Source organism: Erythrobacter sp. (genome assembly GCF_038133525.1).
Lineage (GTDB): Bacteria > Pseudomonadota > Alphaproteobacteria > Sphingomonadales > Sphingomonadaceae > Qipengyuania.
On record NZ_JAYPTL010000007.1, the window covers coordinates 1 to 18,205 of the forward strand.

Sequence of the window (18,205 nt, forward strand, 5' to 3'; positions counted from 1 at the left end):
TCGTGTCTGCTTGCCCCGTCTCGTCGAAGGCCATGACGACCACCGCCGCACCGTAGTCCATGCATTTGCGGGCATGATCGAGGAAGGCCTCTTCGCCCTCCTTCATGCTGATCGAATTGACGATCGGCTTGCCCGAGACGCACTTGAGCCCGGCTTCGATCACCTCGAACTTCGAACTGTCGATCATCACCGGGACGCGGGCAATGTCCGGCTCGGCCGCGATAAGCTTGAGGAAGGTGGTCATCGCCTCGACCGCGTCGAGCAGGCCTTCGTCCATATTGACGTCGATCACCTGCGCACCGTTTTCAACCTGTTGGCGAGCGACCTCGACCGCCTTGTCGTAGTCTCCGGCAAGGATCAGCTTTTTGAACGCCGCCGAACCGGTGACGTTGGTGCGTTCGCCAATATTGACGAAGCGGGCAGTGGTAGTCTGGTCGGTCATCAGGCAGCAATCGTGAAGGGTTCGAGGCCGGCGAGGTGCATGTCTGGGGTAATCTGCGGAACCCGCCGTGGGGCGAGGCCATCGACCGCCTTGGCCATCGCCGCGATATGCGCCGGGGTCGATCCGCAACAGCCGCCAAGCGCATTGATGCGCCCGTTTTCAGCCCAGAGCCGGGTCAGCGCGGCGGTAGTGTCGGGTAGCTCGTCATATTCGCCCAGATCGTTGGGCAACCCGGCATTGGGATAGGCCATCAGGTAGGTATCGGCGATGCTCGAGAGCAGCTGGACATGGGGGCGCAACTGCTCCGCACCGAAGCTGCAGTTAAGGCCAATGGTCAGCGGTTTCGCGTGGCGTACCGTGTACCAGAAGGCTTCGACCGTATGGCCCGAGAGGTTGCGGCCGGACAGGTCCGTCAGGGTCAGGGAAATCATCAACGGGATATCGCGACCCAGTTCGCGCTCGAGTTGCTTCACCGCCATGATCGCAGCCTTGCAATTCAGTGTGTCAAAAACCGTTTCGACCAGGATGAAATCGACCCCGCCTTCGACCAGCGCCGCGCATTGTTCGCGATAGACGTCGACGATGGTGTCAAAATCGACCTCGCGAAAGCCCGGGTCTTCGACATCGGGTGAGAGCGACAGGGTCTTGTTGGTCGGCCCGACTGCCCCGGCGACGAAACGCGGAATCCCATCGCTCGCAGTAGCAGCGTCGATCGCCTCGCGGATGATCCGTGCCGCGGCGACGTTGATGTCGTGCACCAGTCCCTCGGCCCCGTAGTCCGCCTGGCTGATGCGATTAGCGTTGAAGGTATTGGTCGCAAGGATATGCGCCCCGGCTTCGATATAGCTGTCACAGATGGCGCGGATCACCTGCGGCTGGGTCAGGTTGACCAGGTCGTTGTTGCCCTTTTGGTCCTGCGCCAGCCCTGTATCGCCAGCATAGTCTTCTGCCGCCAACTTGGCCCGCTGGATCTCGGTCCCATAGGGCCCGTCCTTGATCAGGATGCGCTGCGCGGCGGCAGCCTGGAATTCTTCGCGCTTGGACATGGTCAGGCCTTCGGGCGCAGGCCGAGCATATGACAGATCGCATAGCTCAGCTCGGCGCGGTTGAGAGTGTAGAAATGGAACTGGCGCACCCCGCCCGCATAAAGGCGGCGACACAGCTCAGCGGCGATGGTCGCGCTGACCAGTTGGCGGGCTTCAGGGCGATCGTCGAGGCCTTCGAACAGGCCTTCCATCCAGCCCGGGATCGCCGTCCCGCAAAGGCTGCTCATCCGCTGCACGGCTGCAAAGCTGAGGACCGGCATGATGCCCGGGACAATCTCTCCGTTAATCCCCGCCGCAGCCGCCTTGTCACGGAAGGCGAAGAAGCTCTGCGGGTCGAAGAAGAACTGGGTGATCGCGCGCGTCGCGCCGGCGTCGAACTTGGCTTTGAGATTATCGATATCGGCCTTTTCGTCGGGCGAGTCCGGATGCAGTTCAGGATAGGCAGCGCAGGAAATCTCGAAATCCGCGACCTTCTTCAATCCCGCAATCAGGTCGACTGCATTGGTATAGCCACCCGGGTGCGGTGCATATTTCGTGGCGCCGTCGGGCGGATCGCCGCGCAGCGCGACAATATGGCGGATGCCTTCCGCCCAGTAATGGCGAGCAACCTCGTCCACCTCTTCGCGCGTGGCGTTGACACAGGTGAGGTGCGCCGCCGCGGGAATCCCGGCATCGTTCTGGATGCGGACGACCTGCTGGTGCGTGCGTTCCCGGGTTGATCCGCCCGCACCATAAGTGACGCTGGCAAAGCGCGGACCAAGCGGCTTCAGCGTTTCGACACTGTGCCACAGGGTTTCGGCCATCTTCTCGCTCTTGGGCGGGAAAAACTCGAAGCTCACCTCGATATCGCCAGGAAGACCGGAGAAAAGCGGTGTTTCAAGCGCACGCTGGGCTTCGCGCATCTGATCGAGCGTGGGACTCATGATGCCGCCCTCCTTTTTTGGTTGGACCGTCGGGCGATCCATATCTTCACTACCAATTCGCCATCTTCGAGTGCGATCGGAGCTGCCGGGTCGAACCCCGCTTCTGCCAGAAGACCGTCCATCTGGCCGTCTTCGAAGCCGAGCCGCGCATGCGCATGGCGATCACGCAATTCCTCGCGCTGATGCGCGGCGAAATCGGCGATGGCGATACGTCCGCCCGGGCGGGTAACCCGCGCGGCCTCGGCCAGTGCAGCACCGGGGGCCTGCGCGAAATGCAGGACCTGGTGGAACAGCACAGTGTCGAAGCTTTCCGGCGCAAAGGGCAGCGACGCAAAGTCACCCTGAACCAGTTCGACCCGTTCGGCGGGCAGGTGCTGCAGCTTGGCCCGTGCCACCCGCAACATCGCCAGGCTCTTGTCGAGCGCAACGATGTGCTCCGTCCGTTCGGCGAACAGTTCGGCCATGCGGCCCGTGCCGGTGCCGATATCGAGCAGGCGACCAAGCGGCGCATTCCCAAGGGCGCGGGCCATCGCATCTTCGATCGCCTGGTCCGAACTGTGCAGGCGCCGAAGTTCGTCCCAGTCATCAGCGTGGCGCGCGAAATAGGCCTGCGCCTCTGCTTCTCGATGATTGCGGATTTCCGCCAGCTTGCGGCGATCCGCATCGCAGGCTTCGGCAAAAGCAGGGTCTTCACCCTCGGCATCGGCAAGCAATCGCGCCACGCTGCCGCAAAGCGAAGAGCCTTCGGCGGGGGCCGTGCAGCCGCGAACGAAAGTCCAGCTTCCTTCGCGTCGCCGTTCGGCAAGGCCGGCGTCACACAGTATGCCGATGTGCCGCGATACACGCGGCTGGCTTTGCCCCAATACCTGCGCGACCTCGCCCACCGCCAGCTCCATCGAGCCCAGCAGGCGCAGGATGCGCAGCCGCGTAGGGTCGGCCAGCGCGCGAAAGATGGTTTCGGTCCGCATTCGAAAGTGAGAATATAAAGGTATTCTTATATCTGTAAATCGAATGCTGGCTAAGGCGGCAGAAAGATCGGCTATCGCGCAATTTTCCCAGTCCAAACGGGATATTAACCATTCTCAGCGATCACGGGCCGGCGATGTCCAACGGTCCCGCCGATCCTGCGCCTGTGCGCGAGCGCTTTGTCGAAGACCTCCTCGAGTACATGACACTCGAGGAGAAGGCGGGGCAATTGGCCCTGACACCCTACGCTGGAGACGACCCTGCATTCCACGATCAGCTTCGCCGAGGGCTTATCGGCGGTGTGGTTGGCCAGCTCGCGCCGGGCGAAGCGCAGACGATCCAGCGCATTGCCGCTGAAGAGACCCGACTGGGCATCCCCTTGTTCATTGGCATGGACACGACGCAGGGGCTGCGCACTCGTCTCCCCCTTCCCATCAGCGTCGCGAACAGTTGGGATCTGGACGCAATTGAGGCAGCCGAGCGCTTGATCGCCGAAGAGGCCGGAGCGTTAGGGATCAACTGGGCCCTGGCTCCCTTCATGGGTACCGCCAAATTCCTTGCCGATAGTGGATTCGATCACTCGGCTGGCGAGTCCTCTTGGCTTGCCGCCAATATCGCAGCCGCTCGCATTCGCGGATTACAGGCACCTGACGGACCTCATCACATACATATGCTCGCGTGCCTTCAGCTTGGACCAGTCGATCCTCGCAGCAATAGCGGCCGCGGGATTGATGCGCTGACCGAGAGGCTGAGCAGTCTGGCGACGGCGATCGAGCTGGCCGGTCCGGCAAGTATCGCGCCAGAAACGACCCTAAGCCTGGGTGATGCGAACTACACAGGCACCAGCGAAACGATTTCGATGCTCAAGCAACCGGGCAGCTATGACGGCATGCTGCTGTCCGATTGGGTCGGTCTTGCCGAGCGTGCCGGTCAACTTCCCGGCTCACCCAGCTTCGTTTCCATATCGGCCGAAAGGCTGATTGCAGCGGTTACCGACCAAATCATTTCGCGAACCGAGATTGACCAGGCCGTGCGGCGCGTTCTGGCCGCCAAGTACGATCTTGGCCTGTTCCGTTCCAGCTTCGCACCGGCGCAGCCCGAACCTGCTGCACCCCGCAACATTCGCAATCCATCGCTGGACCTCGCACGCAAATCGATCGTGCTGATGCGGAACGATCCAGCCCTGCTCCCGCTGACCGTGGATTCGGGCGAAGTACTTGTGGTCGGCAGTGCCGCGCGTGATCGCATCCTCCCAATGGGAGGCGGTCAGGGCGAAGCAGCAAGCGTCATTGACGGGCTTGAGGAATTGGGGATCGCCTGCAAGTTTGCGCCGGGCCTTGCCCTACGGCAGGATGGTACATCGATCGGGCATATGATCGACGCGGACCGCATGGCAATCGGCATGGCGGGTGAAGCCGCGAGGCGAACGCGGACCGTGGTCTGCGTTTTGGGCGACATTCCCGGAACTCCGGGCGGGGCGCTTCCCGGAGCCACTCGCACCCTCCTCGAAACCCTGCGCGCCGCCAATCCGCGCCTGGTCGTCGTCACCCTCGCCAGCCGCCCAATCGATCCGGACATCGGCGGCGAACCGCTCCCATGCCTCGTCCACGCAGGGGTATTGGGAACGCATTCGGGCCAGGCGATCGCCGAAGTCTTGTCTGGCGAGCATGACCCCAGCGGCAGGTTACCCTATGCCATAAGGACACGCGAAGGAGAGGAGCGCCTGCCGTTCGGCCACGGCCTGTCCTACGCCGACTTTGCTCTAACCGACTTTGCTGTCGAACTGGGGGTCGACCGGGTTCTGGTCAGCGCAGTCGTGAGCAATCTCGGCGAGCGTGAAGGTTGTGAGGTGAGCCAGTTGTTCGTACGAAAGCTCGAACCCGACCATGAAACGCAGGAATCCCATCTGCGCGGCTTCACACGGGTCTATCTGCGCCCCGGCAATCGCGAATGCATCACGTTCGAGCTCGGTGCCCAAGAGCTTGGCACCGTTGATGCGGCGGGACGTCGGACCGTCGAATCCGGTGCCTATGAAATCCGGCTCGGGTTCAACGAAAAGCGTGCACAGTCCGGTGAAGTCTTTGTTCCGCATGGCGTTGCAGAAGCCATGACCAGCGGCCGCGGCCAGCCCGACATCGCCTTCCCACTGGTCAATCGTCAGCGCTGAAGCAGGGCGAGCAGGGCGAAACTGGCCAACCAATGTTCGCCCATATAATCACCCGCGACATGTGGCAGCGCGGCATCCAGATGCTGACCCGCCAGGCGCTGGAGTAACCCGCTCACCTCATCACCTTCAAGCTCGGACGCTATGGCGTGCAGGCACCAGGCTCGGCTGAGGTTCAGCCCGTCGAGATGGGCAATCTTCCCATCGCTGCGATCGGAAACGAAAACCGGGCGGCATTCGCGCGCCAGCCAACCGTTGGCGACCACCAGTGCATCGAACCAGGGAGCATAGGAAAGCTGCGGCCGAACCTCGCTCATGAGCAAGGCCGCAGTGAGAACGGGAGAGAGGAACTCGTCGCCTCCGGGTTCCCACCCGCGATAGTCGCTGCGATCGCCAAACGCGCGCTCCGCCCAATCGTCGATCAGCGCGACCAGCGCCACATCCCGCCCAAGGGCCCATCGCCGCGCCAGCACCAGTGCGAAGGCCGTATTGAAATGCGTGCCGACAGTGATCGGATAGGTGAGAACCTTGAGGTAGTCGCGAAGACGCGCGGCGAATGCCTGCGCCAAAGGTTCGAGACGCGCGGCCCATTGGCGGTCTACGTGCCGCTCAGCTTCGAGATGCAGGTAGAGGAGCCATCCCCAACCATAGGGTCGTTCGAAACCCCGCGAGGTCGGTCGATCAAGATAGGCGAGCTCGGTCGCGAGTTTGGCTTCGGTAAAGGTTTCTTCGGCCAGCACCTCGATCCGTGCCGCTTCCTCCATCCCCGGGTAAAGCCGCCGCAAGGTCAGCAAGGTCCACCATCCGTGGACACAGCTGTGCCAGTCATAGCTACCGAAGAAGACCGGATGTGCCACCCACGGGGGTCGGACGTCCGCTTCGCTCTCGAAGACATGATCATCCTTGTAGGGATAGGGCCGCGTCACGTGGCCCAAGGCAATTCGGGCAAAATTGCGGGCGATATCCTCGGTCAGTTCCATAACAGGAATGCTCCCACATAGATGATCGCGACATTGCAGGCCCAGAGCGGGAGGGCGGTTCCGATCTGTTGACGGATCACTCCGTTCTGGTCCTTCAGTTCAAGCAGCGCCGCCGGCACGATGTTGAAATTGGCCGCCATCGGGGTCATCAGCGTGCCGCAGAAACCGGCGAGCATGCCGACCGCGCCGATAACCGCGGGGTTGCCGCCATATTGCTGAACCAACAGCGGAATACCGATCGCTGCCGCCATGACCGGGAAGGCGGCAAAGGCATTGCCCATGATCATCGTGAACAATGCCATGCCCAGCGCGAAGACGAGTACGGTAAGGAAGACGCTGCCCTTGGGGATCACGTCTCCGGCTACCCCACCGATGATCTCACCCACCCCTGCCAGGGCGAAGACGGCACCCAGCGCCGCGAGCATCTGCGGCAGGATCGCCGCCCAGCCGATCGAATCGAGTAGTCGCCTACCGTCCTGTGCAGGAGCCAGCAGCGGCGGCCGCAACCACAGCATGGCGACCACCAGAGCAACCAGGACACCCAGGCCGAACAGGATCAACGTCTCGCGCCGAGCCTCGAACAGGCCAGTCTCGCGAAATGGCGTGTAATTGTAGAGCAGCGTCCCCGCGACCGCTGTCAGCGGTACGATCAGAGCGGGAAAGAACAGCCGGTTCCCGAACCTTTCCGAAAGAGACAGGCGCTCTTCAGCCAAGGTGGTCGAAGGATTGCTGCGCCTCAGGCCGCCAAACCCGGCAATCGCTACCATCGCCAGCACAAGCAGCCCGTTGACCAGGTCGGATACATGGCTGCCGATCAGGAAGCTTGCCGCCAGCAGCGCCCAGAACGCGGCATTGCCCCAAAGCCGGTCATGCAGCGACAGCAGCGACCAGACACCGAAGGCTGCGCCCGCCAGCGCATAGAGCCATTCATAGGTGATCATCGCCGTGCCCTCCCCAGCCTGCGGTCGAAGGCGAGAATGCGGCTGCCGTGGATGAGAAAGGCGCAGATCGCGGTGGGGATCGCCCAGACCGACAGTTGCAGCGGCGTCAGAGGATAGCCGGCGCTCTCGAACACGCCCTGAATCAGGAGGATCGAGGCAATGGCGAAGAAGATGTCTTCGCCAAAGAACAGGCCTACATTGTCGGTCGCGGCAGCCATGGCCTTGACCTTGTCCCGCTCTCCTTCGGACAGTTCTCCGTGAGTCTTCTGGGCCGCCGCCTCGGCCATCGGTGCGACCAGTGGGCGCACGGCCTGCGGATGGCCACCGATGTCCTTCATGCCCAGCGCCGCCGTGAGCTGCCGGAATAGAAGATAGGCAACCAGCAGTTTGCCCATGGTCGCCCCGCGCATACCCTCGATCACAGCACGGGCGCGCTGCTGCAGGCCATAGCGTTCGAGCAGGCCGATCACCGGCAGGATGATCCAGGTGACCGAGATATAGCGGTTGTCGTTGAAGGCCTTGCCCAGCGCCTCGATCACCGCGACGAGGTCGAGCCCGGCAAGCACGCCCGTCGCCAGCGCCGCGCTGACGACAACCAGCAGCGGATTGAAACGCAGGGCAAAGCCAAGGACAACGATGGCAATGCCAAGGAGCGGCCAGTAGTTCACCCGGATATCTCCCCATATCCCCCACCGCCGGGCGTCAGGATCACAAAGCAATCGCCCGGTTGCATGTCCGCCGAAGCCGTTGCGCTCAGGTCCTCGCGCGATCCATCCACCCGCTCGACCCAATTGCGGCCCGGCTGTGCGTCTCCGCCGCCGCAGATCCCCTTGGGCGCGATCCTGCGGCGATTGGCGAGCATGTTGGCGCGCATCGGTTCGAGAAAGGTCACGCGCCGTTCGACGCCGTCACCGCCATGGTGCAGTCCCGGCCCGCCCGAACCGTGACGGATCGCGAAGCTTTCCAGCCGCACGGGCAGTCGCGTCTCGAGTATCTCCGGATCGGTCAGGCGGGAATTGGTCATATGCGTCTGCACCGCGCTGGTCCCATCATGATCCGGCCCTGCACCCGAACCGCCGCAGATCGTCTCGTAATATTGGTGTTGCTCATTGCCGAAGGTGAAGTTGTTCATCGTCCCCTGGCTCGGCGCAAGGCGACCGGTCGCGGCGAACAGCGCGTCGGTGACCACCTGGCTGGTTTCGACATTTCCCGCGACAACCGCCGCGCCGGGCCGAGGGTTGAGCATCGAACCTTCGGGCACAACCAGTTCGACTGGGCGCAGGCAGCCATCGTTCATCGGGATCGCGTCATCGATCAGCGTGCGCAGCACATAGAGCGCGGCCGCCCGCGTGATCGAACGCGGGGCATTGAAGTTATCGGGTAGCTGGTCACTGGTGCCGGTGAAATCGAACACCGCAGAGCGCTCGGCGCGGTCGATGCGGATCGCCACTTGCACCGTGGCTCCATTGTCCATTTCATAGGTCAAAGAGCCGTCATCCAGCCGGTCGAGCAGGCGGCGCACGCTCTCTTCGGCATTGGCGAGGACGTGATCCATATAGGCCGCCACCACGTCTGCGCCCTGGTCCCTCGCCGCACCCTGCAACAGTTCCGTTCCGCGCGTGCAGGCAGCAAGCTGAGCGCGCAAGTCGGACAGGTTGCGGTCGGGATTGCGAGCCGGATACGCCGCCGAAGCGAGCAAGGTGCGCATCGCCGCCTCCTCGAAGCGTCCCTCGTCGACCAGCAGCGCATTGTCGATCAGGACGCCTTCTTCCTCGATCGTCCGGCTTTCAGGTGGCATCGAACCGGGCGCGATCCCGCCGATATCGGCATGATGGCCGCGCGCCGCAACGAAGGCATCCGGCTCGTTCCCGTCGTCGTCATAGAAGACTGGGACGATCACGGTGATGTCGGGCAGGTGCGTGCCGCCCCGATAGGGATCGTTGAGGACATAGGCATCGCCGCGCCGGAAGCCGCGCCCGTCCCTGCCTTCGCCCCTCGCCTCGATCACGCGAGCGATGCTGTCGCCCATGCTGCCCAGATGGACCGGGATGTGCGGCGCGTTGGCAATCAGCGCGCCTGCGCGGTCGAACAGCGCGCAGGAGAAGTCGAGCCGTTCCTTGATGTTGACCGAAGTAGCGGTGGACTGAAGCACCACCCCCATCTCTTCAGCGATGGCCATGAAGAGGTTGTTGAAGATCTCGAGCCGTATCGGATCCACCGCCGTACCGACTGCGCGATCACGCTGCACGGGAACGGCACGGGTAAGTACCAGGCTGCCCTCGTGCTCCAGCCGGGCCTGCCAGCCACCTTCGACCACGGTGGTGGAACCGGGGTCGATGATCAGCGCAGGACCTGCAACGATTTCGCCTTGCCGCATCGCAGCGCGTTCCATGGTCGGCCAATTACCCGACGCCTCGCCGCGCGTTGTGACGGGTTCGGGCACGGCGCTGCCCAACCCGCCCGAATGTCCGCTCGCCTCGACGCTCAGCGCCTCGACGATGATAGGCGCCTCGGCATCCGAATAGCCGAAGCGCTGGCGATGGAGCCCGCGAAAGCTTGCATCCATTGCATCGGGGTTGCCGCAAGCAATGGCAATCAGGCTATCGCTTCCCGCGAAACGCAGCCGGGCACGGCTTTCGAGGACTATGTCAACCTGAGCTATTCCCTGGTCCAGCAGCGCCTGCCGCGCCTGATCTTGGAGGGTCGAGAGAGCATCGTCGAAGCTCTCGATCAGTGGGCGGACCAGGCTGACCTCTTGTATCGCCTTAACCGGCGCAAGGCCGATGCCATAGGCCGAGAGGATACCCGCCAGCGGGTGAACCAGCACGGTCTCCATCCCCAGCGCGTCCGCGACCCTGCAGGCGTGCTGCCCGCCCGCCCCGCCGAAGCAAGCGAGGGCATAGGCAGTCACATCGTGCCCGCGCGCCACGCTGATCTTGCGGATGGCATTGGCCATGTTGTCGACCGCGATGGCCAGAAAGCCTTCGGCAATTTCTTCGAGCGGCTTCGGTTCGGGCAATGCGTCGGCGACTTCCTCCAGTCGCGCCTTGGCTGCCAAAGGATCGAGCGGCTCGTCGCCATCGGGACCGAACACCTTGGGAAAGAATGCCGGGTCGATCCGGCCCAGGAAGAGATTGCAGTCGGTCACGGTCAAGGGACCGCCCTTGCGATAGCAGGCCGGCCCCGGATCGGCCCCGGCGCTTTCCGGCCCGACCCGGAAGCGCGAGCCGTCGAAGCGGCAGATCGAGCCGCCGCCAGCGGCGACCGTATGGATCTGCATCATCGGCGCGGCGACCCTGACACCCGCGACGACGCTGTCGCCAGTGAGTTCGTACTCGCCGGCGTAATGGGCAACGTCGGTGCTAGTCCCACCCATGTCGAAGCCGATCAGCTTGCCGTGACCGAGTGGAGCGCTCGCTGCAACCATGCCAACCACCCCGCCTGCTGGACCGGAAAGGATCGCATCCTTGCCCCGGAACGCGCCGACTTCGGCAAGGCCGCCGCTGGACTGCATGAAGCGCAGGCTCCCGGTCGCAGGCAGGCTGGCCTGCAGCGTGTCGGTGTATCGACGCAATACCGGCGAGAGATAGGCATCGACCACCGTTGTATCGCCGCGCGGGACGAGACGGATCAGCGGTGCCACCTCATGACTTGCGCTGACCTGCGCGAAGCCGATCTCGCGCGCAATTTGTGCGAGCCGCACCTCGTGGGCGCGATGCCTCCAGCCGTGCATCAGCACGATGGCGACAGCGTCGAAGCCCTCCGCCCGCAAGGCTTGGAGATCGGCCCGCGCCTGCGCATCGTCGAGCTGTCGCAGGACTTCGCCGTCGACGCCGACCCGTTCGTCGATTTCGACAACTCGCGCCGGCAATTGCTCCGGCAGCACGATGTGCCGCGCGAAAATCTCCGGCCGCGCCTGCGTTCCGATACGCAGTGCATCGCCGAACCCCTTGGTGATCACCAGCGCCAGCCGTTCGCCCTTGCGTTCGAGCAAGGCGTTGGTGGCGACCGTTGTCCCGATCCGCACCTCGGCGATCGGTCCCTCGCCGTGCCGGGCCATCAGGCGGCGCACCGCCTCGCTCGCGGCATCGGCATAGAAGCCGGGGTTTTCGGACAGCAGCTTGTCCGTCACCAACCGCCCATCCGGCGTGGTCGCCACAACGTCGGTAAAGGTGCCCCCGCGATCGATGGCAAATCGCCAACCGCCGGCTCCTGAACTGGTATGCTGCGTCTGGGCCATCGGCCGCACCCTAGGCGAGCGCATTTCGCACGCAACCGCACAAAGTATCGCATCGATTACTGCGCACAGGTTTTTTGCGTTGCAAAGACAGCGTGAATCCTCACATCGTGGGCACACAATGCTACGCCAGTACGAACTTGTAGAAAGGGTCCTCGACTACGACCCGAACGCCGACGAAGCGATGCTGAATCGCGCCTATGTCTATACCGTGCAGAAGCACGGAACCCAGACTCGCGCGTCGGGGGATCCCTATTTCAGCCATCCGGTCGAAGTGGCCGGGTTGATGACCGATCTCAAGCTCGACCAGGAAACCATCGTTACGGCGCTGCTCCACGACACGGTCGAGGATACGCTGGCGACGATCGACGATATCGAGAAGAACTTCGGTACCGACGTCGCGCGACTGGTCGACGGGGTGACCAAGCTCTCGAAGATCGAGCAGATGCCCGAAAACGACCGGGCGGCGGAGAACCTGCGCAAGTTCCTGCTGGCGATGAGTGAGGATATCCGCGTGTTGCTGGTCAAGCTTGGCGATCGGCTGCACAACATGCGCACGCTGCATTTCATCAAGAGTCCCGAGAAACGCCAGCGCATCGCCCGCGAAACGATGGATATCTATGCCCCGCTGGCAGAGCGGGTGGGCATGTATGAATACATGCGCGAGATGCAGATGCTCGCCTTCGAGCAGATTGAACCCGAGGCATATCGCACGATCACTCAACGGCTCGAACAGATCCGCAGCGAGGACGGCGGTCAGGTTGACGCCATCGCGCTCGATATGAAGCACGCGCTGGCCGAAGCAGGGATCAAAACCGAGGTCTCGGGTCGCGAGAAACACCCCTATTCGATCTGGCGCAAGATGGCCGAACGTCACGTCAGCTTCGAGCAGGTCACCGACATCATGGCGTTTCGGATCATCACCGAAGACGTCGTCGACTGCTATCGCGCCTTGGGTGTCCTGCACACGACCTGGCAGTTCCTGCCGGGCAAGTTCAAGGACTACATCTCGACCCCGAAGACCAATGGCTACAAATCGCTCCACACCTCGCTGATCTACGGCAAGTCGATGCGCGTCGAGGTGCAGATCCGCACCCGCGAGATGCACCGTACCAATGAGTTCGGACTTGCCGCCCACTGGGCCTACAAGCAGGGCAATCGCCCGGACGGCCAGGTAGGCTGGCTGCGCGATCTCATCGAGATCGTCGACGCCAGCCATGATGCCGAGGAACTGCTCGAGCACACCAGGCTGGCGGTCTACCAGGATCGTATCTTCGCCTTCACGCCGAAGGGCGCTCTGTTCCAGCTGCCCAAGGGCGCGACCCCGGTCGACTTCGCCTTTGCGGTCCATACCGATCTGGGCGCCCAAACCGTGGGCGCGAAGATCAACGGGCGTCACATGCCGCTGCGCACGCAGCTGAACAACGGCGACGTGGTCGAGATCATCAAAAGCCCCAAGGCCGAACCGCAGATGAGCTGGCTTGGCTTCGTCGTGACGGGCAAGGCCCGCGCCTCGATCCGTCGCGCAGTACGACTCAAGGAGCGTGCTGAGATCGCCGAGATCGGCAAGAAGCTGTTCGACGAGATCGCCCTGCGCGTGCCCGCCAAGATCGGCAAGAAGGCGGTTCGCGAAGCGCTCAAACGGCTCGAGATGGAAGAAGAGGAAGACCTCTACTACGCCGTTGGCGCGGCAAAGATCGAAGACCGACAAGTCATGGAAGCACTGGTCCCTGGTTGCACGGCAGACCTGGAGGACGAACCGGACTGGACCCGCAGTGGGAAGGCACTGTCGATCCGCGGCCTGACCGCCGGTGTAGGCTTCCAGCTGGCGTCATGTTGCCACCCGGTGCCCGGCGACCGCATTGTCGGCATCCGCAAGGCAGGCGAAGGGGTGGAAGTCCACGCGATCGACTGCCCGCAGCTGGCTAGCGGGATCGATACCGACTGGCTCGACCTCAGCTGGGGCAAGCGTTCGCGGGGGGCCGTCGGCCAGTTACGGGTGACGCTGTATGACCGGCCAGGCACGCTGGCGGAGATGGCCACCATCTTCGCCCAGAACCACAGCAATGTGACCACGCTCGAGCAGACCCAGCTCGATCATCCCTTCACCACCTACGAGGTCGAGCTTGAGGTGCAGGACCTTCCGCACCTGACGCGCATCCTCAGCGCACTGCGCGCGAGCGACGCGGTCGCCCAGGCGGAGCGCGTATGAACCACATCACCGGGATCGATCACGTCCAGCTGGCCATGCCGCATGGCGGGGAGCCGCATGCCCGCCGGTTCTGGGAAGGGATCATGGGCCTGCACGAAATCGCCAAGCCGCCGCACCTGGCAGTCAATGGCGGGTGCTGGTTCGAAGGCGATGGAATCGCGATCCATTGCGGCGTGGAAGACGGCTTCCTCCCCGCCCGCCGCGCACATCCGGCGCTGCTGGTGCGCGATCTGCGCACGCTGGTCACGCGGCTTGAGCAGGCGGGTATCCCGTTCAAGCCAGGCAAGAAGCTCGAGGGCTATGTTCGCGGCGACATTGCCGATCCTTTCGGCAACCGCATCGAACTGATGCAGCGGGTTTAGAACAGCTCGAGCGCGATCGCAGCCTTCTCGCCGGCGACGAGGTCTTCCGCCTTCAACACCTTGCGGCCGACAAGCAGCCACCACTCACCCGATTTCGACGGGAAGACCGAAGTCTTCCAGCGCGTTGTGCCGACCTGTGCCATCACCTTGACCGATCCGAAGCCGCGCCGCGCACCGAATTCCAGCCGGCGCAGTCGCTCGTGCATGGTGATCGCTTCGGCCGCCTCACCGCCGATCGTCACCACATGATAGACCGCCTTTTCGCCCTGCCAGCGGGCGATTTCAGCGGTGAAAGCGACCTGTTCAGTCACTCGGCGATGCGCCGGATCGGAACCGGGATGTTGCAGACGTCGGCGCCGCCCGCAGGAACGATAAAGAAGGGATCGCGCCGGTTCGCACGGGCATCGGCATAGCGGGCGAAGGTCTCCCCTTCGGTCGAGAGATATTCGAAGCGCGGGCGTTCCGCCTCGGGCAGGTCGCTCGCAACGCGAACTGAAAGGATCGGCGTGCGCTTGTCGGCCTCGTCTGCGGCATAGAAGCCAAGGTCGCCATGCCCGCGCGGCAGCGAGGAGAGGTGCTCCATTCCCTCCACGATTCGCCCGACCAGCGCGATATTGCGATCGAGATGGCGCGGCGCTTGGCCGATCACGGTGTAGAGTTCGGCCCCGGTGCCAGTATCGGGCGAGAGATTTCGACCAACGCCAACCATTCCGTAGCAGTGGGTAGGCCACGCTAGGAGCGCGCGCGCATCAGTGGCAATAGGCCATCCATTGAAGACGTAAGTCTTCGACGCATAAGGATCGCTAGCGAGTACGCTTCCATTACCCAACTTGTCGACTGCCCGATGGAGACCTGCAGCGAGGTAGTCCGCCTCACCCATTACCCTGAGTCCTTCCGGCAACGGCTTCGGCTCCCCCGTCGCCTCGGGGTTGTCGTAGTTCACATCGCCCCACTGGACGACGTAATTGTCCTGAACGCGGTTGACGGTGATGTTGTCGTACCAATGCGCGCGCGCGAAGGTGCGGATGTTCTGCACCCAGCCTTGCGAGAAGGGAGCAGGCATCAGCTGGATCACAACCTTGCGCTCTTGCCCATCCGCATCATCGGCAAGCCTCATCACCAGCAGGTCCTCGGCCGCGATCTCCTTCCACTCTGATGGTTGTGCCTGTGCAACGATCTCGTTCGGTGAAGGCGCGGCTCGCGGCTCCTCCTGCGCGGCGGCGGGGACGGACAAGGCGAGGATGGCGGCGAGCGCGGTCAGGTTCCTGATCATATTGGGCATGGTGCCACCTGCCCGGCGCAAACGAAAGCCCCCTCTCGCGCATTGTACGGGCGAAAGGGGGCTTCGAGACGATGTTCGCTGGGAATGCCTGATCCGCGCAGCATCGTCGCTAGGCCGATGTCTACCACCAAAATGGAAAAGGGAAATAGAGCCGCGCCACTTCGGCTTGCGAAAAGCCCCTCCCGCCGCTAGAGGCGCGGCTCTTTTGTGGCGTTACCGCGCTTTGCGCTACTTGAGCGCGGGTTTGACCAGGACCCAATTGCCCTCAAGTAGCAATGCGATAGGGCACAAAGGAAACAACGGAGCGGTGGCCGAGTGGTCGAAGGCGCACGCCTGGAAAGTGTGTATACGGTAACCCCGTATCGAGGGTTCGAATCCCTCCCGCTCCGCCACTTTGCCTGATCGGCTGCCTATCGTCGGCAAACACAAGGGGCGCGGACCGCTGACGGCCCGCGTCCCTTGCCGTTGGTGACCGATTTACTGACCGGTCGACAGGAGATAGGCGATCACATCCGCGCGGTCCTGGCCCTTTGGCATGCCGGCGAAGATCATCTTGGTCCCGGGCACAACCCGCCGCGGCTTCTCGATGTACTGGTACAGCTTTTCCGCGCTCCAGGTGATCCCGCTGGTGCGGTTGGCTTCGGTGTATTGAAAGCCTTCAACTGCACCAGCCGTACGCCCGACGACCCCGGCCAGTGAGGGGCCGATCCCGTTCTTGCCGGGTTCGACCGAGTGACAGGCCCTGCACTGGGCGAAAACCTGTTCGCCGTGCGCGGCATCGCCGCTCAAGGAAGCCAGCGTGGTGCCATCGAGGGTCGTCGTGTCCTCAGCCGTTGGCGGGGGTGCCTCGGGCTCCGGAGCCGCGGTTGGGGCCGCAGATTCCACAGTTGTATCGGTGGACGCTTCGGTGGGCTCGCCACCGCTGCCACCGCAGGCACCGAGCAGCGCGACCGGTGCAGCAACACCCAGGAATTTCACCAGCTTTTTCATTGATTTCCTTTCACACCCTGGTTGCTGCAGCATTGCAAGCGACAGGTCACCGGGCCTTTGCCCCCACGGCCGGACAGGATCGCAAGATGGTACTCAAGGAAATCGAAGTCGAGCGCTTTTTCCGCATTCGGCCCCAACAGCGAGCCAGTTCATCCCCCAATTGCACCGAACATTGCGTCAGGCGCTGATCGGAAGCGTCGGCCAGGCTTCTACGATCGCGCTGCCATCATAGACCGCGATGTCCCCGAACTGGAGGAACAGCGCCTCGCTCTGGTCCGGGCGATAGAAAACCGTGTCGCCCGGCCGCAGATCGACCTTGTGCGAGCCGGTGAGCAGTTCCTGGTTGGACGATCGCCCGAACAGCTTCGAATATTGCAGACCCTGAGGCGAGTGCGGCTTGGCCAGCCAATGGCCGCCATGAACGAAGAAGCCGCGTTCCGTATTGCGATCGAACCAGTGCATTGCGCCGGAGAAAGCTTCGATCCCCGGTAGCTTCATGTCGCCCTCACGCTTGAGCACGGGCGTCGCGATGAAGGCGGCTGGCATCAGGTCAGCCAGGTCGTCATAGTCGAAATCGCCCGGTTTCACGAAAGCCGATCCCACGGAAACCTCGTTGACGATGGTCCCGGCGCAGTGACGACGGAAGGTGGGACTGCCCGCCCCGTTGAGGGTCAACTCACGAACCTGGGGTATTCCGGCAGCATCCAGCGCGGCAATCGCCTCCGCATAAGCCTTCTGCGTCTCTGCATAGGCACTGTCTGGCGAAGGCATTTTGGGGACGTGCGGATCATAGCCCATCAAGCCTGCAACCACGACCCCAACCGCTTGCGCCATTCGCGCTGCCCCGGCCAGGGTTTGGGCATCGGCGAAGCCACCCCGGTGCAGGCCGACGTCGATCTCGAAGTTGGCGCGCAGCGAAACGTTGCGCGCTTTTGCCGCGACCGAATACTCCTCGAGCCGCTGCGGCGTGTCGATCAGCCATTCCACTGCGCCTGCCGCCTCCGCGCCCGCCTGCTCGGTGAAACGCACGAACTCGCTAACCGGCAACGGTTTGCCCATCAGATAGCTGGCCTGCGGGTGGAGCGGGAAAAGCTGGAGCAGCATCTCGGCGCTGAAGGCCATCAGCCGCCGATCATCCATCCCCTGCATTACGCGGGCGAGCAGCGCAGGCGACGGCAGCGACTTCGCGACGACCCGCAATGGCAGGTTCGCTTGGCGGGTGCTGTTGCGGATGGCCGCCGCATTTGCATCGAGCCGGTTGCGATCGATCACCAGCGTCGGCCGCATCAGGTCTGCCTGGCGCAGCGCCTGCGAAAGTTTCGCGAAATAGGGACTATGCATGCCACCTCCCATGGCCGGGCGCGCGACCAGCGTTCCGATACCCGCAACGACGAGTGCACCGCCGCCGATCAACAGGCCCCGGCGGCTGACCTTAGCCATTTACGAACAGCCTGGTCAGGAACGGGTTGAGCAGGCGGCCCTGTGGATCTAGGGACTTGCGCACCGCCATCGCCTCCGTAAACATGGGATACAGCGCCTTCAGCTCGGGTGCGGCGAGCGAATGGAGCTTGCCCCAATGCGGCCGCCCACCGGCCTCGCGCAGCACGGGTTCAATCAGGTCGAACATCCAGTCGTTGGCTTCCTTGTAATCGGCGTGGAC

Annotated in this window: 16 protein-coding genes and 1 tRNA gene; 4 read left to right on the top strand and 13 right to left on the bottom strand. The window is 63.3% G+C overall.

Translation table 11 applies throughout. The annotated features are described in order from the left end of the window. The 4 genes from AAFM29_RS02965 to AAFM29_RS02980 form a co-directional block, all read right to left on the bottom strand. On the bottom strand, positions 1–442 hold a 442-nt coding region (locus AAFM29_RS02965), incomplete at its 3' end, for a dihydropteroate synthase (RefSeq protein ID WP_341711343.1). Then, positions 442–1,488, bottom strand: a complete 1,047-nt coding sequence (locus tag AAFM29_RS02970; RefSeq protein WP_341711344.1) for a homocysteine S-methyltransferase family protein — start codon at positions 1,486–1,488, stop codon at positions 442–444. The genes AAFM29_RS02970 and AAFM29_RS02965, both read right to left, overlap by 1 nt. Positions 1,489–1,490: 2 nt before the next feature. After that, positions 1,491–2,411 carry a methylenetetrahydrofolate reductase [NAD(P)H] gene (metF, locus tag AAFM29_RS02975; protein ID WP_341711345.1) on the bottom strand — a complete coding sequence of 307 codons (921 nt, stop codon included), beginning with the start codon at positions 2,409–2,411 and terminating at the stop codon, positions 1,491–1,493. Further along, on the bottom strand, positions 2,408–3,379 hold the full coding sequence (locus AAFM29_RS02980; RefSeq protein WP_341711346.1) for a metalloregulator ArsR/SmtB family transcription factor: 972 nt from the start codon (positions 3,377–3,379) through the stop codon (positions 2,408–2,410). Before AAFM29_RS02980 ends, metF begins: the two co-directional genes overlap by 4 nt. 134 nt (positions 3,380–3,513) lie before the next feature. Here AAFM29_RS02980 and AAFM29_RS02985 point away from each other — a divergent pair, with 134 nt between their 5' ends. After that, the gene (locus AAFM29_RS02985) at positions 3,514–5,544 is read left to right on the top strand and encodes a glycoside hydrolase family 3 C-terminal domain-containing protein (RefSeq protein WP_341711347.1); all 2,031 of its coding nucleotides are present in this window, start codon (positions 3,514–3,516) and stop codon (positions 5,542–5,544) included. Here AAFM29_RS02985 and AAFM29_RS02990 read toward each other — a convergent pair. The 4 genes from AAFM29_RS02990 to AAFM29_RS03005 are packed head-to-tail and all read right to left on the bottom strand — an operon-like array spanning position 5,535 to position 11,702. Beyond that, positions 5,535–6,521, bottom strand: coding sequence for a DUF2891 domain-containing protein (locus AAFM29_RS02990; protein ID WP_341711348.1), 987 nt, complete (start codon positions 6,519–6,521; stop codon positions 5,535–5,537). The two genes, AAFM29_RS02985 and AAFM29_RS02990, sit on opposite strands and share 10 nt — an antisense overlap. Continuing rightward, complete coding sequence (locus AAFM29_RS02995) at positions 6,512–7,462, bottom strand: DUF979 domain-containing protein (protein WP_341711349.1); 951 nt, start codon at positions 7,460–7,462, stop codon at positions 6,512–6,514. Before AAFM29_RS02995 ends, AAFM29_RS02990 begins: the two co-directional genes overlap by 10 nt. Continuing rightward, a complete protein-coding gene (locus tag AAFM29_RS03000; protein WP_341711350.1) occupies positions 7,459–8,130 on the bottom strand; it encodes a DUF969 domain-containing protein in 672 nt (223 codons plus the stop codon). Before AAFM29_RS03000 ends, AAFM29_RS02995 begins: the two co-directional genes overlap by 4 nt. Next, complete coding sequence (locus AAFM29_RS03005; protein ID WP_341711351.1) at positions 8,127–11,702, bottom strand: hydantoinase B/oxoprolinase family protein; 3,576 nt, start codon at positions 11,700–11,702, stop codon at positions 8,127–8,129. Before AAFM29_RS03005 ends, AAFM29_RS03000 begins: the two co-directional genes overlap by 4 nt. A 118-nt stretch (positions 11,703–11,820) precedes the next feature. On the opposite strand from AAFM29_RS03005, the gene AAFM29_RS03010 reads away from it, so the two are divergent. Together AAFM29_RS03010 and AAFM29_RS03015 are read left to right on the top strand one after the other, a co-directional pair. Further along, positions 11,821–13,911: a bifunctional (p)ppGpp synthetase/guanosine-3',5'-bis(diphosphate) 3'-pyrophosphohydrolase gene (locus AAFM29_RS03010; RefSeq protein ID WP_341711352.1), complete on the top strand. Its 2,091-nt coding sequence runs from the start codon at positions 11,821–11,823 to the stop codon at positions 13,909–13,911. Beyond that, positions 13,908–14,273, top strand: coding sequence for a VOC family protein (locus AAFM29_RS03015; protein ID WP_341711353.1), 366 nt, complete (start codon positions 13,908–13,910; stop codon positions 14,271–14,273). The genes AAFM29_RS03010 and AAFM29_RS03015 overlap by 4 nt, the downstream gene beginning before the upstream one ends. On the opposite strand, the gene AAFM29_RS03020 is transcribed toward AAFM29_RS03015, so the two are convergent. Beyond that, a complete protein-coding gene (locus tag AAFM29_RS03020; RefSeq protein WP_341711354.1) occupies positions 14,270–14,584 on the bottom strand; it encodes a DUF1905 domain-containing protein in 315 nt (104 codons plus the stop codon). The two genes, AAFM29_RS03015 and AAFM29_RS03020, sit on opposite strands and share 4 nt — an antisense overlap. After that, a complete protein-coding gene (locus AAFM29_RS03025) occupies positions 14,581–15,546 on the bottom strand; it encodes a peptidylprolyl isomerase (RefSeq protein WP_341711407.1) in 966 nt (321 codons plus the stop codon). The genes AAFM29_RS03020 and AAFM29_RS03025 overlap by 4 nt, the downstream gene beginning before the upstream one ends. A gap of 310 nt (positions 15,547–15,856) precedes the next feature. On the opposite strand from AAFM29_RS03025, the gene AAFM29_RS03030 reads away from it, so the two are divergent. Then, a tRNA-Ser gene (locus AAFM29_RS03030) sits at positions 15,857–15,947 on the top strand. Positions 15,948–16,032: 85 nt separating this feature from the next. Here AAFM29_RS03030 and AAFM29_RS03035 read toward each other — a convergent pair. The 3 genes from AAFM29_RS03035 to AAFM29_RS03045 all read right to left on the bottom strand — a co-directional run. After that, positions 16,033–16,545: a cytochrome c family protein gene (locus tag AAFM29_RS03035; protein WP_341711355.1), complete on the bottom strand. Its 513-nt coding sequence runs from the start codon at positions 16,543–16,545 to the stop codon at positions 16,033–16,035. A 177-nt stretch (positions 16,546–16,722) separates the two neighbouring features. Then, the gene (locus AAFM29_RS03040) at positions 16,723–17,985 is read right to left on the bottom strand and encodes an alanine racemase (RefSeq protein WP_341711356.1); all 1,263 of its coding nucleotides are present in this window, start codon (positions 17,983–17,985) and stop codon (positions 16,723–16,725) included. After that, positions 17,978–18,205: D-arabinono-1,4-lactone oxidase (locus AAFM29_RS03045; protein WP_341711357.1), on the bottom strand; the 228-nt coding region annotated here is incomplete at its 5' end. The genes AAFM29_RS03045 and AAFM29_RS03040, both read right to left, overlap by 8 nt.

Excerpts from the sequence above, each read along its gene's own strand:
- AAFM29_RS02970 (WP_341711344.1), bottom strand. The coding sequence starts at position 1,488 with ATGTCCAAGCGCGAAGAATTCCAGGCTGCCGCCGCGCAGCGCATCCTG.
- metF (WP_341711345.1), bottom strand. The coding sequence starts at position 2,411 with ATGAGTCCCACGCTCGATCAGATGCGCGAAGCCCAGCGTGCGCTTGAA.
- AAFM29_RS02980 (WP_341711346.1), bottom strand. The coding sequence starts at position 3,379 with ATGCGGACCGAAACCATCTTTCGCGCGCTGGCCGACCCTACGCGGCTG.
- AAFM29_RS02985 (WP_341711347.1), top strand. The coding sequence starts at position 3,514 with ATGTCCAACGGTCCCGCCGATCCTGCGCCTGTGCGCGAGCGCTTTGTC.
- AAFM29_RS02990 (WP_341711348.1), bottom strand. The coding sequence starts at position 6,521 with ATGGAACTGACCGAGGATATCGCCCGCAATTTTGCCCGAATTGCCTTG.
- AAFM29_RS02995 (WP_341711349.1), bottom strand. The coding sequence starts at position 7,462 with ATGATCACCTATGAATGGCTCTATGCGCTGGCGGGCGCAGCCTTCGGT.
- AAFM29_RS03005 (WP_341711351.1), bottom strand. The coding sequence starts at position 11,702 with ATGGCCCAGACGCAGCATACCAGTTCAGGAGCCGGCGGTTGGCGATTT.
- AAFM29_RS03010 (WP_341711352.1), top strand. The coding sequence starts at position 11,821 with ATGCTACGCCAGTACGAACTTGTAGAAAGGGTCCTCGACTACGACCCG.
- AAFM29_RS03015 (WP_341711353.1), top strand. The coding sequence starts at position 13,908 with ATGAACCACATCACCGGGATCGATCACGTCCAGCTGGCCATGCCGCAT.
- AAFM29_RS03025 (WP_341711407.1), bottom strand. The coding sequence starts at position 15,546 with ATGATCAGGAACCTGACCGCGCTCGCCGCCATCCTCGCCTTGTCCGTC.
- AAFM29_RS03035 (WP_341711355.1), bottom strand. The coding sequence starts at position 16,545 with ATGAAAAAGCTGGTGAAATTCCTGGGTGTTGCTGCACCGGTCGCGCTG.
- AAFM29_RS03040 (WP_341711356.1), bottom strand. The coding sequence starts at position 17,985 with ATGGCTAAGGTCAGCCGCCGGGGCCTGTTGATCGGCGGCGGTGCACTC.